Genomic DNA, 13,367 nt, shown 5'->3' on the forward strand with positions numbered 1-13,367 from the left:
GAGTCATCCGCCTTCTCACATCAGCTTTGACGGCCTCGCTGTAGCGACGCATTGCTCTGCTCCATCAAGCCCCCTGGTGGAAAAAGTGAGCGGAATGGAGAGGCGTCAACTTTCCTGGCAGAGGGGGCACCAGCCGCCTTGTGCCGGACTTTCAGTCGGCCCTGGCGTCACAGCGGCCAAGCCACGGAGATCTGCGGTCACCGCGCTGTCGTCTATGAGGAAGCACGCCAGCGTCATCCACGACGCTGGTCACGATCCACGCGTTGCTGGCGTCAGCCGGAGGTGGTCTGGATCAATCCACCACCAGAAAAGATCGAACGCGAGCCGGTTACGTTGTCGATGGCTGCATGAACAGCAGCAGGGGCGTCATCTTTCCTGGCAGTCACCGGGGCAGGTGGTTAGGCTGCAGTTCTACTCAGAACTTCTAAACAGATACAGATCCTAGCAGACGCCCTTTATAGGTACTCAATACATAGACTATTGACTCATAGCACACACAAAGTAGCTCCGCCGACATCAAATGAATTGAGAATGGGTTTGCGCAATTCATCCACAGTCAGGCCAAAAATAATCCAGTACCATACTCACCCGAACAAGACTCTGGATCAATCAGACTAAATATCAGAAAAGAGAGGTCTACATTACAGGCTATTAGCCCAAGATCCGACCAAAAGGATCCAAGGTCAATTACCTCATCGAGTGTTATAACAAGCCCCATCTCCTCCTCGAGCACACGTACTACTGTCTGAAAAGGTCTCTGTCAACTTTCAATAAACCCAGCAAGTGCTTGACATATCTCAGTAGATGAAACGAGTCGTCTAGAGAGCATCATCCAGAGCCTCCAACTGGTAAATACGATAATACATATCCCCACTTCAGAGGACTCTATTATTGTTTCGGCTGTACAGGAGGGTAATCATACACTCGATGATCGCTTAAAGATTCGGGCAAACCCGTGAATAATCCGAACTTGGAGTTCTTATGAACCAGCCTACAAACAAGAAGCTTGGTGGTCCTGATTCATCAGACATGAAAGTTTTCATTGCCTATCGCGCACCAGTGACCTTAAGAATAGCGCCTGAAACATAACTTGCCTTAGTTGAACTAAGCCAACTGACTACATCTGCGACCTCATCACAGCGAGCTGCCCTTTTAAATGGTAGTCGCTGAAGATGCTGATCATCTAGATATTGATTCTTGCCTGAACTAATGACACCAGGGCTAACAATGTTAAGTCTAATTCCCAAATCCGCAAGTTCTCGCGAGTAGCCCTTGACAAAAGAATTCAATGCGCCTTTAGACGCTGCATAGATTGGAATTTGGATCCCACCATATTCTCCACTCTCAGAACCGATGATAGTGATAGCCTTTTCGCCGCTGGTTCTATGGATCCTAGAAACGTAGGAATGGTAAGCCTGGATTACCTTGACGGCACCTTTGAAGTTAACATCGAAGGCCTCATCAATATAAGATTTGTCTCCAAGGCGATTTACTTCGTCAAAAGGTTCTTTTGCCACGGCGTAAACAACTGTCCTAAGCAGACTGCCACTTTGACTAATGAACTGGAACAAAGAGTCTATCGAAGCCCAGTCTCTAATATCTAGCCTACATAGCTCCAGATTGCTTAACGCTGTCAATGACTTCGGCTCTCTAGAGAGATATGTAGCATATACTTTGCTATGCTCTAGGCTAAGAGATCTAGCAATAGCATGACCAAGAGAACTCGATGCTCCCACGATTAAGGCAGTACCTTGACTCATCGATCAGCCGACATTATCGAGGCTATTAATTAGCTTAAAACCCTTTCCTCTGATTTTATTATTAACTTTATATAAGCATATCTCGTCTGCATATCTCTCTGTTTTCAAGAGGTAGTTAGTTGATATACCGACTGCTTCTGCAGCAAGGACATCAGACGGCCTGTCTCCAATCATTATGCACTTGTTAATATCGACATCAAGAATGTCTAAAGCGTACCTAAACATTCCGGAACCTGGTTTTCGCCAGGAACTGTTGCAATTAGTTTTGGAGAAGATCGGATGATAAAAGCTGGAAAGAATCATGTCAGGCGTTGATTCCCCTAGCAGACAAAGCATATGAGTTGTAAGTTCAATATACTTATCAACTGATATGATTCCTCGTGGCACTGAAGCTTGGTTGGTCACTACGACAATTAGCATCCCAGCGTCTTTTAATCTCAGTATAAGCCTATCAATTCCGGGTACCAACTCAACATCTTCGATCTTGCTTATGTGTCCAACATCTTTTATGATAATACCATCACGATCAAGAAATAGGATAGAAGAACGCGCAATATCCATATATTTGGAAGTAATGACGCTTGCATTGTCAAGCGAGGTATATACGTATTCAGCCATCTAACGTAACCTTTCGATCCCTCGATAAGATATATGGGCTTTTATACAGACATATGATTGCATATTCTCGGTAAAGTATTCTTGCTTTTCAAGAGGCACGATGAACGCAAAAAAACCTCCTCCTCCTGCTCCGAGTAACTTTCCACAAGATGCGCCACTTCTTTTTGCAAGATCATATATTGCATCGAGCTTCTCAAGATGAGCTGTGCCTTCTAAGGTCTTTCTCTTTTCTTGCCAGCTGGAAGTAAGTAGATTAATGAGAAGATCAGGAGTAGCAGTTCCATTTAGTAATGAATCAGAGAATAAGTAGGCGATTTCACGAAGCCGATCAAGTCTATCCACCAGATATCGACTCTTTGGCATTTTCATTGAATGAACCTCTGATGATGTTCTAGAAATGCCACTATAGACGAGCATCAGCTGCTGATCTATCATATGTACTATAGGTTCATTATTATCTAGATAAATGGTAGAGAAGCTTGAATCCTGATTTATTCTGGTGACACCAAAGCCGCCCTGACAAACAGCAATCTGATCTTGAATGCCAACCTCTTCGTGAAGGACTTCTTGTTCGATTCGTATAGTCTCTCGAATTAACTCGGTTGACGTGATCTCACTATTGGCATATTCACAAAGGCCCTTAATCATACTTGCTGTAAAGGCAGACGAGGAGCCTAATCCAGATCTAGCCGGTAAGTCACCGACAGTATGTATCTCTAATCCGTCTGTCACTCCACTCTCACGTATGCATGCTCGAATACTTGGATGTGAGATCAAATCAATGTCGATCGCTTCTTCGATTAATGACCAGCATGCTCTATATTTGAAACCGAAGTATGGCAAAAGCCGACGTATCGTGACATAACAATATTTATCAATGGAAAAACTAACAACTCTCGTTTGTTTATCTGAGTAATACCACTCAAAGTCTGTACCACCACCAAATAGAGAAATACGGAACGGTGCCCTAATAATTATCATCTATCAACTCACGGGCCATCTTTACTCTTTGAGGAGTGCCAACATCTAGTATGTCTGAATCAACAAAAACAAAATCCGAACTAGAAGTATCAAAAAGGATGTCATCTAGTGCCAACCCTTTGGAGCGGTATGCATTGTGATAGCTTTCATATGTCCAGTTCCGACTTGCTACGAAAACACCAGAGTTCTGCAATGCAAATGTCTTTCCATTGATCTCGAAGATAACTTCTTTGTAGTCAGACCTCGTCTTATCTGGATTTGCCAAGAAGACACATGGGCTGTCACTAATTTGATTTATGTTATTAAAAGCAGCGCAAAGTGCATTCTGATCTAGAAAGAGTGTGTCAGCATTTGCAAAGAGACATAGGTCTATATCTGGGTATTTATCGAAGAAGAATTTCATTGCAGAAAGCTTGCCTGCCATCTTAGATTCTTCGCAAATACTGAAATGAACACCACTAAAACTATCACCAATAAATTGGAGTGCGTTGTAATTTGATGAGCATGTTAACAATACCAACCTAGGGAAAGAACTAAGTTTCAACAACTGATCTGATACTCTTCTCACCAAGGGTTTACCGTTTATATCAATAAAAGGTTTCGGAAGAATCTCAGAATCTCTAATTCGCTTTCCTTCACCACCAGAAAAGATTGCAACGCAGGGAATCTCTTTAATCATCGTTGCAGAAATACGTTTCCAGATCTACTAACTCTCTCTCTCCAGTAGTCAAGCAAATTAGACATTGTAGTTTCAAAACTAATGATCGGTTTCCAGTCCGTCAACTTTCGAAACTTAGATGTGTCAGGGATCTGAAGATCTGCGTCAATAGGTCGAAGTCTATCTTGAGCTACTCTACTGGTTAAGCCTTTGAGTGTTGAGAGCTTCATCAAAGAAGAAAGGATTTCGCCAACAGTGGCGGTAAAATCACCGCCAATATTAAAGCAAGAACCCTTTAGAATTCCATCCGTTGTGACGAGCAGATAGTAGGCACGAACCGCATCTCTTACATCTGCTATAGTTCTAACAGAAGCAAGATTTCCAGTAAGGATAACGGGTTCTATGTAACCATTTTCTGCAAGAGCAATCTGTTTGGCAAAAGTCGATTCCATAAAAACGTCTCCTCTCCTAGGTCCAGTGTGGGTAAACATACGAGTTGTTAGCACGTTCATATCAAATGCTTCAGCATAATATCTGCCAACCAAATCAGCTGTACACTTCGAAATTGCATAAGGTGATGCAGGGTGAAAGGGTGTATCTTCCTTGATTGGTACGTATTCTTTAGGGACTCTGCCAAAGACCTCAGATGAAGAACAATTATGGATAGTAGCGTTAGGGCAATATTTTTTACAGCACTCCATAATGTTTCTAGTGCCATTTATGTTGGTAATAAAAGTATCATCCGCGGAATCGAATGACGTCTTGGGATAACTCTGAGCGGCTAAGTGAAATACAATATCAAAATTGATCGAGCTAAAAACAGATTCTAGAGAACAGATGTCCCTTATATCACCGTAATGAAGTCTGATACGATTATATTCGTTGATAAGACTAATATGATTTTCAATATTGTCTAGGGATGATCTCCATCGGATCAAACCATGTAATTCCCAATCGGTATTTTCGACAAGGAAGTCAAGCAGGTGGGATCCCACCATACCAGTTAACCCAGTAATTAGTATCTTCTTTGTCATTGATTTTGCCTAAAGAAGTATTCAATCAGACTGCATGTCAGTCGTACATCGTCCTCGGTAATACCTTGATGGCAGGGTAGAGCAAATGACTGGGCATGAAATAGTTTGATCTCTTGTAGATTATCGGCAAAATGCTTAAACCTCTTGCTTACTGGTTGTAAACAAAAGTTGCCAGCCAAAAATGGTCTCGACTCGACTCTATTTTCAAGAAGATACCGTCTTAGGCTGGACAGTTCATGGTAATTTTTATCCTTAAGAAAGATAGGGAATCCAAACCAGCTTGACATTCCTCTAGAGTCGGTATTCATATAGCGAATATGCTTATTCAAAATCGGTGAATTAGATATAGTCTCTATATATAGGGACGCCGTTCTTCTCCTGGAGGCAATGTAGTCGTCAAGTTTTGGTAGCTGACTACATCCCATTGCTGCTTGTGGATCTGACATTCGGAGGTTATAACCAAGGTACAGAAACAAGAATGTAGGATCTATTTGATCTAGTCCTTGAATGTCAGACAAGTCAAAATCTATGCCCCTCGTCCAGCCATGAGACCTAATCGACAACATAACCTGATATAGTTCCTTGTTGCTTGTCGTTGTCAGTCCGCCCTCCAATGTACAGATGTGGTGAGAGAAATATGAACTAAATGTTGACAGTTCACCAAAGGACCCAACACACATTCCGCGCCATGTAGCACCCATGCTTTCACATGTATCTTCAATCAGAATCAAATTATAATCTTCACATATATCAGCAACTATATCCATATCCACTGGGTTCCCATATGTATGAATCAGCATTAACGCTTTAACATCATAAGGCTTGATGGCCTCTCTTAGCTTATTAAGGTCAATATTGAAGGTATATTTATCAATATCTACAAATACGGGCACTAGCCCGTATTGTACTAGTGGAAAAACTGTGGTTGACCAAGCTAGCGATGGAACTGCGACCTTGTCACCCTTATTCAAGCGTCCAGTCTGAACCAAGGCTGAGACAGCCAATAGGTTTGCTGAGGAACCAGAATTAGATGAAACACAATATTGAGCAGCGAATCTGTTGGCCGCCATTTCTTCATAACGCTTGTTATATTTACCAAGCGTTATCGAACCCTCTAAATATGCTCGCGTAAATTCGATGAGTTCATCTTTGCCTAGGGTTGATTCATGCAGACGAACGGTATTACTGCTCTCTTCTTTGTTCTGATAGAATTGATCTAGGACATCAGAGATTTGTGAAAGTGAGTTGACAACAGTAAGCAGACCCACCTCTTCATGTGTTAAGTAATTCATCAGAAGGGCCCCCGAAATTCGCTAATCTCTTTTGACTGTTCGATTATAGGAGCATGGCCCGGGCGTCCACTAAGCTTCATCAACGCAGCAGCAATACTGTTGGAATCTGGGTAGAATAGCTTCTCAAGACACCCTGCGGTTGGGCAGGGACTATCTGCATAACCAAGAACCATGACATCTCCTCTAAATCCTTTCAGAAATAAATCGGACACGATTGATTTAGCTATCGAGCAATTCAACCAACCATGATCAACAAACAGCAATTTTCCAGTTCTAGATACAGACTCGTATATCACGTCAATATCTGGATTTGAGATATTAACAATGGAGAAGTGGTCAACGGATAAACCTTGCTTAGCTAATGCCATAGTAGCCCTTTTTGATTCCAGACCCATGTGGCTCACTGAGCAGACTGTAATGTCTGAGCCTCTATCAACAACACTCACATTAGGGACACTATCTTCTGCTCTAATCACTCCTTCATACTTGTAGAGCATACGGTGTTCTATAACAATAGTTGGAACCCTATCCTTGAAAGCGTTTCTATAGACGTTATAGGCGTCGGCAGGAGTACTTGGGGCAAGTACCCTCAGTCCTGGTATATTTGCAAACATTGAATGAAAGCTCTGGCTATGTTGTGCTCCTTGCCCCCAGCTCCTGCCTGTAATGGCTCTCACTAAAAACGGACATCTCGTCTTCCCTTCGGACAAATAGCTTATCTTTGCACCCATATTTATTAGTTGATTCGCCGTAAGTAGTAAGAAGTCTGTTCTTTGATGAACGTGGATAGGTTTATAGCCCTGAATTGCCAAGCCAATACCGTACCCAGTAAGTGAATCCTCTGATAGTGGTGTGTCATAACATCTATGCCTGCCAAACCTATCGGGAAACCCTTTCAATGTCCCATACATAGCCTTGGGATCGTCCACACCTAGTCCATAGACGACTACCTTCTTATCTGCTTCCATCAGTTCTTCGAGAGCGGATTTTATCGCTTCAGCATATGTGATAGTTTGACGTTCAATAGTTGCGTTGCTCACTCTATACAACCTCCTTCGAAAGATCGTTAATATCTGGGTCAGGAGAATTGGAACATATAGTGAATATTGACTTAATCCTATCATAAGTTTTCTTGGCGTAAAGAATCTGTTCGGCTTTGCTTATCCCAAACTTCTCGCATTGGTTGAGTATATCACAAGTGTACCATGGGATAGCGTCCGACTCACTTCTGTATCCGAGATGCCAATCTGTATGTGTACCGACGTGTTCTGTCCATCGGTAGCACTCGACCCTGATAAAAGCGGGCCTACAATTATCTCGTACATATGCAACTGCTTTAGACAGAGATGAATCTAATAAAACTGGGTCTTTGTACGTTAAGTCCCACGACTCTATCCCAAAAGATCTCGCAAGGTCTGTGTAACTCTTCAACCCAGATCTGATTTCTTTTGGAGTATTGATTGCTAGACCATTGTCTTCGAGTACAAAGATTAGAGGAAGGCCAAATGTAGCAGCAATATTGATTGACTCAAGAACGCAGCCTTCCTCAATTGCGCCATCTCCAAACATCACTAGTGCAACTCTTTGATCACCGTCCCTTTTTAATGCATCGGCAATTCCACAAGCAACTGGCACACCTGTCCCTACGATCGCACTCGTCCAATACATTCCCTTATTAGGTACTGATAAGTGCATTGATCCAGCTTTTCCACCTGATACACCTCCTTTCTTGGCAAGTAGCTCAAGTATTAACGGCTCTAATTCGTCTGACAATGCAATAGCAAGTGCATGAGACCTGTAATTACCAACAATCTTATCACCCTGCTGTACAACATCGGCAATTAATACTGAGAGTAGCTCTTGACCAATACTCAAATGAACCGGACTTTGTATCACATCAGTGTCATACAAGTCTTGAACAACTCTTTCGAACTCTCTAATGAGCGTCACACTTTGAACAATCTGTATCCATTTTTGAGATATCATTGATACAACCTCTGCTCTAGTTCATGACAAATACAGTGGATAGCTAGGCCGTGCAGCTCCTGTATCCTTGGCACTGAGTCGGACGTTACTCTTATCATGATATCACATTCAAGACCCTGATCGAGGCCGGCGTTGCCGCAGAGAGCAACAGTCAGAATGCCCATTTTCTTACTTTGAATGATACCGTTTATTATATTTCTGGATCTACCTGAGGTAGTTAACGCTACAAACACGTCACCTGAATCTCCAAGTCCTTCCAGCTGACGCATAAAAATGTTTTCAAACCCATAGTCATTTGCAACCGCTGTAAGAATCGATGTATCTGTGCTTAGTGCCATGGCTCTTATTGGATCTCTTTCTATCATGTACCTTGACATAAGCTCGGCGGCAAAATGTTGGCTGTCTGCTGCACTGCCTCCATTTCCAGCTATCAGTATCTTATTCCCTCTCCTGATACATTCTTCTAAAGCATCACAAGTTTTGCCTATGACGCTGACAAATTGATTGTTTCTTTCAAGCTCACCAACTAGGTGACTTAACTCCCTCATCTGACGCTTTATTGAGTCTGAATACTCCCGAGACAGGTTCCTAGAGTTCGTGCGGTGGTTCATTGCGGATTGCGATACCAGCGATACGTCTTTTGGATCCCTTCATCAATTGTTGTTGTGGCTTGCCACCCGTAGTGTGTCCTAATCCTGTCGCAGCACATTTCTATCGTTGCATTGATATGTGGCTTGTCCAAATCATACCTGATACTAAGCTGGCGACCTGAAAGATCAACCATCCTTGTCACAATCTCGGAAATTGCCAAAGCACAACTGCTGCCACAATTAACTATTTCGTAGCCCGTCCAGCCTTGTCTTAGCGCTGCCTGTATAAAACGCACTAAATCACTCACGTAAAGCAAGTCTTTCTTCTCCGTTCCATCACCCCAGACACTTATGGTACCATCATTACAATCAAATATCTTTCTTACGGTCGCTCCAAAGAAGTGGCTCCTGGCTTCATCGAATTTGTCGTGTGGTCCATAAATGTTGGAGTGACGAATCGCCATGCATTGAATTCCGTACGTCATGCTATAGAACTCTAGCATCCGCTCGATATAAAGCTTAGTATGTGCTGCACCAAAATATCGTTTGTCAATTTTATTGAGATTTACCTGAGTTTCCTTTAGTGCTCCTGCGTTACTCTCGTACATGACAGAGCAACTCATGAAAATAATCCTCTTAACCCCTTGGGCGCATGCTTCAGCCAATAATAGACTATTCATTACTGCATTATCACATACATGTATATGTGGTCTCTCAGTGATGTCTTTACTGCCAGAAGTCACGGCAGCAGCCTGAATAATGGTATCGACACCATCAAGTAAGCTGCGTACCTCTTCTCTTTTTAGCAGATTTGCTCTCCTCCACTCAATTGAATCCTTCATCCCGCTGATCTCAAAAGGCTCCTTAATATTCCAATGCGCAACTACAACTTGGGGATTTGTTTTGCTCAGCGCTTCGAGTATGTTTCTACCGATAAATCCGGTTGCTCCACATACCAGGGTCTTCGACGTCATAGGGTTTAAAGCTCCGTTAAGCATAAGCATAGACGACTTTCAACTGCCAATATCGGCCTTCACCATTAGCACGACACGAAGGCTTGCAGCGTTGATCTCAGTTCCGCGACTGTAGTAGGCCCAAGTATTGCACCACTTATAATGTTCTCTCCTAATATTAGGCTTGCGACCAGCTCATCAAGGCTTGCCCTTTTGTTTTTAATACACTCTTGCCTGAATTCTGTTACTTCAGAACTGGCCTTTTCGAGTATACCTTGTATATGCCACGAATACCTTATATCCGCATGATTGAAATTTATTCTAGGCTCTCTACAGTGGATGGCATCGTACAATAAAGCCAGTATTCCGGAACCGTATATCGACCGTGCTATTATTCTTAAATCAGCATCTAAAGCGATCTTCCTTATCCTAGTGTCTAACCAGCTAAAGTTTCCTTGATAGACAAAGTCTCTCTCTTTTTTGCCCCACTTACAATCAGCCAAATCATTAGGCGATCTTAAGGCAATACCTACTGTTACGTCTTCTCCAAGAACTCTACGAATGTAGCTAATTATCTTTATGCAAGAAGATTGATCGCGAATCAATTCACTTGGGGGACTATGGATCAAAACTCTAGATATATACCCATCATGTATTTCCGCTATCTTGTCAACATCAGAATAAATATCCTGCAGACTGCTTTTAAACTCATTTCGTTGAATGTCTAGGCCTATCTTGCTGCATACCTTAAATGCAAGACCTTCTGTTCTAATATCCTTGATCAATTCGTCAGCCACACCATTTCCGTACCCTGGAGCTGTATCAACAAGTCTTATACCACTATTCCATGCTGTTTTAAGCACTTCACAGGCACTTGCTTTGGAGATTACATCATAGCCTGCTGTATCTTCACTTAATCTAGATAGGCCATACATGCCTAGTTCTAACGTTTTCATTTATTATTTCTCTTGAACTATGCGCAGGTAATCCCCGCGTTTATTTCCATACCAAACTACCTCTTGGAGCCACTCTTCCAGTCGCATCGCCTTGTCTGTAGCCTTTGTGTATACCAATGTCCCATCAGATCTCTTTAGATCTGAATATTTACCCTCAATTCTAGATGTAAATACCTCATGCGTATTCCACCTGTAATTGAATTCACTGTCTTCTATGTTAATCTTCTTATTGTCGTTTACCATCCACTTGTTGAGCGCTACAGCCTCCGAAATTATTTCCTCGACCTCTTGTGCTCCATAGAATTCAACAATCTCTGGTATACTGTCTTTCACCAAGCATGCGAGGTACGTCTTAATCTCTTCGTATAATTCTGTTAGCCCACCATATTCGCATAGCTCTATAAAAATAAGTTCATCTATTGGCCAATATATTCCCAGCCATTCTTTGCTGTATACGTACTCTGCACTACCATTCTGGATATTCTTAGCCTCTTCGATCATGCGACTATAAACGCCTGAAAGTACAGGGTAATCTTTTAAGTTGAGTATCTCGAGACCGGATATTATAGTCTTAAATGGCAGGCCCATGCCACCATTAACAACAGCTATTGGTATTTGGGCAATCTTATCAAAGTAGAGGAATCCAACCATCCAAGAAATTGCCCGAATTTCGCACCACTCATTTGCAGGTAAGCTCGATGTCTCTATTACCAATTCTTGCTCTTCCTGAACTGCAGATTCTTCTTCATTTAGGGAACCGTGCATGTTAACAATCTTTGTTGTAACTGTCTTTAATCCATACCTCTTTCTGTATTGCGTAGATGCCATCTCTGCATTTGGCAAAATGCTAAGATTATTGAATTGTATTCTTGAATGTTGCCCACTCTCTATTAGCTTGCATAGACCATCGATATAAGTTTCTCTAGTTTCTCCTGGAAGTGCTAAAATTAGATCAGAATATGTGGGAACTTTGTCTGCTATAAATCTCTTTTGCAGTTCAAAATAGGATTCGAGCTTAATATTCGAGCGTTTTATATTCTTCAGTGCATCGTTGCTAAGGGTTTGCATTGACAACGTTACGCCCTTGTTTAGCCCGTAATCACACAGTATTTTTTGAGTGAGATAAGACCTTTCTGTACTATTCTTTGTGTTTTGCACAGAAAGTGCATGTGGGTAACCTGTCCTTTTCTTGACTTCACCTACCATCTTAGCAATTTCGGGATCACGTGGAAACATCCCAAAATTTGCATCACAGCAGAAGATATATTCGATCTTATTACTACTGAACCAATTCATCTCTTCCTCAAGTCTACCATAATCAAACATGCCAATTTTCTTGGATGCCGTAGCGGATCCCCAGTCGCAATAGGTACATGTGAATGGGCACCCTCTATTTGTCTCCCATAAACCTATCCACTTCTCAGTACTGTTATATCTCATTGTGCGTTCTAGAACACCAGACAAGAATGGTGACGCTATAAGGGACAAATCACTAATCCTCTCAAGGTTGCTGTTCTTTACAACCTCATCATCCACCAGGTACGAGCTCGATGGCACTGTGTCTAGGCCTTGTTGAGATTGGATGGCTTCCAGTAGCTTACTGACTGCTACCTCACCCTCATTGTGTATCGCAATATCTATAAAACTATTTGTCTTAAGGAACTCTTCGGCGCTGTCTGGAACGGATGGCCCTCCAGCAAAAACAAAAGAGTTTTGGTTTCTTTCCTTGAATGCTTTTGCTACAGCCAGTGAAAGCTTAACATTCCATGCATACAAGCTGATTCCTAAAACGTCTGCGTTGCTAATTTCTGACAATATTGTATTTACACCTTCTCGCTTATAGATTATAGGCAGAAAACTGAAACCATCTGCAGCGCTTGAAGCGCTCTTAAAATAGGCTTCAAGTAGTGCCGCAGAGTACGGCAAATAATTTTGACCAGCAAAAGAGCTGTTTATCTGCAGCATTGCTACTTTCATGCCGACCGAGTCGCTGCTATTATGTTAGCATACACAAGCTCGATTGGCTCTGGTTAATGGCTTCCATCCATCATCCCAGTCTGCTGTTCACACGCTTTAACAATCCTTTCCTCGCACTGGAATCACCTAGGGAAGCTCGGATCAGCGAATGCTAATAGATCGCTCTCCCGCACTACGTTCAGCGTGGATATTTTTAGAGTGGATAACATTTATTTTCTCCTTCTCTGCTCTTACTCGTCTAAGTTATAAATGACATTTTTGCCAGTCATTGCGATGAGAGACAGTACTAGAAGCGCGACAAAGTCTGCAGTAGCGATTGATTAAAAGCCCTACTCATTTTCGTGGGGTCTATCATTGGCATGACATTGTAGCTATTCCTGAGCACTCGCCTAAGCGTTTCTTCTCGAAACATAAGGTTTCTTACCGAGTAACACAAATTTCACTTTTGACATTTGTGACCCATATTGTTTCTTATCTCACCCAACACTCTCTCAAGTGTATCGGATTCATGGCGACTGTCTATAGCTGTATAGGTCGATCTACTTATGTAACACTTCAAATG

Annotated in this window: 12 protein-coding genes; all 12 read right to left on the reverse strand. The window is 42.3% G+C overall.

What is annotated here, in order from left to right; translation table 11 throughout:
• Window positions 1-1,046: 1,046 nt before the first annotated feature.
• Complete coding sequence (locus KBY65_RS07875) at window positions 1,047-1,760, reverse strand: SDR family oxidoreductase (RefSeq protein ID WP_255001152.1); 714 nt, start codon at window positions 1,758-1,760, stop codon at window positions 1,047-1,049.
• 3 nt (window positions 1,761-1,763) lie between these two features.
• Complete coding sequence (locus KBY65_RS07880; RefSeq protein WP_255001153.1) at window positions 1,764-2,378, reverse strand: HAD-IIIA family hydrolase; 615 nt, start codon at window positions 2,376-2,378, stop codon at window positions 1,764-1,766.
• Window positions 2,379-3,359 (reverse strand): hypothetical protein, encoded by a 981-nt coding sequence (locus KBY65_RS07885; protein WP_255001154.1) that lies wholly within the window; start codon window positions 3,357-3,359, stop codon window positions 2,379-2,381. It abuts the gene before it with no gap.
• Entirely contained in the window at window positions 3,346-4,038 is a 693-nt protein-coding gene (locus tag KBY65_RS07890) for an NTP transferase domain-containing protein (RefSeq protein ID WP_255001155.1), read from the reverse strand. Before KBY65_RS07890 ends, KBY65_RS07885 begins: the two co-directional genes overlap by 14 nt.
• The gene (locus KBY65_RS07895) at window positions 4,035-5,051 is read right to left on the reverse strand and encodes a GDP-mannose 4,6-dehydratase (protein WP_255001156.1); all 1,017 of its coding nucleotides are present in this window, start codon (window positions 5,049-5,051) and stop codon (window positions 4,035-4,037) included. Before KBY65_RS07895 ends, KBY65_RS07890 begins: the two co-directional genes overlap by 4 nt.
• The gene (locus tag KBY65_RS07900) at window positions 5,048-6,319 is read right to left on the reverse strand and encodes a DegT/DnrJ/EryC1/StrS family aminotransferase (RefSeq protein WP_255001157.1); all 1,272 of its coding nucleotides are present in this window, start codon (window positions 6,317-6,319) and stop codon (window positions 5,048-5,050) included. Before KBY65_RS07900 ends, KBY65_RS07895 begins: the two co-directional genes overlap by 4 nt.
• Window positions 6,320-6,342: 23 nt before the next feature.
• Window positions 6,343-7,383, reverse strand: coding sequence for an alpha-ketoacid dehydrogenase subunit beta (locus tag KBY65_RS07905; RefSeq protein ID WP_255001158.1), 1,041 nt, complete (start codon window positions 7,381-7,383; stop codon window positions 6,343-6,345).
• A 1-nt stretch (window position 7,384) separates the two neighbouring features.
• A complete protein-coding gene (locus KBY65_RS07910; protein ID WP_255001159.1) occupies window positions 7,385-8,293 on the reverse strand; it encodes a thiamine pyrophosphate-dependent enzyme in 909 nt (302 codons plus the stop codon).
• A gap of 32 nt (window positions 8,294-8,325) precedes the next feature.
• Window positions 8,326-8,877, reverse strand: a complete 552-nt coding sequence (locus KBY65_RS07915; RefSeq protein WP_255001160.1) for an SIS domain-containing protein — start codon at window positions 8,875-8,877, stop codon at window positions 8,326-8,328.
• A 59-nt stretch (window positions 8,878-8,936) separates the two neighbouring features.
• The gene (locus KBY65_RS07920) at window positions 8,937-9,893 is read right to left on the reverse strand and encodes an NAD-dependent epimerase/dehydratase family protein (protein ID WP_255001162.1); all 957 of its coding nucleotides are present in this window, start codon (window positions 9,891-9,893) and stop codon (window positions 8,937-8,939) included.
• A 65-nt stretch (window positions 9,894-9,958) separates the two neighbouring features.
• Window positions 9,959-10,828, reverse strand: a complete 870-nt coding sequence (locus KBY65_RS07925) for an aldo/keto reductase (RefSeq protein WP_255001163.1) — start codon at window positions 10,826-10,828, stop codon at window positions 9,959-9,961.
• Window positions 10,829-10,831: 3 nt separating this feature from the next.
• Complete coding sequence (locus KBY65_RS07930; RefSeq protein ID WP_255001164.1) at window positions 10,832-12,805, reverse strand: B12-binding domain-containing radical SAM protein; 1,974 nt, start codon at window positions 12,803-12,805, stop codon at window positions 10,832-10,834.
• Between the last annotated feature and the right edge of the window lie 562 nt (window positions 12,806-13,367).

The organism is Cyanobium sp. Alchichica 3B3-8F6, from assembly GCF_024346435.1.
Classification (GTDB): domain Bacteria; phylum Cyanobacteriota; class Cyanobacteriia; order PCC-6307; family Cyanobiaceae; genus Cyanobium_A.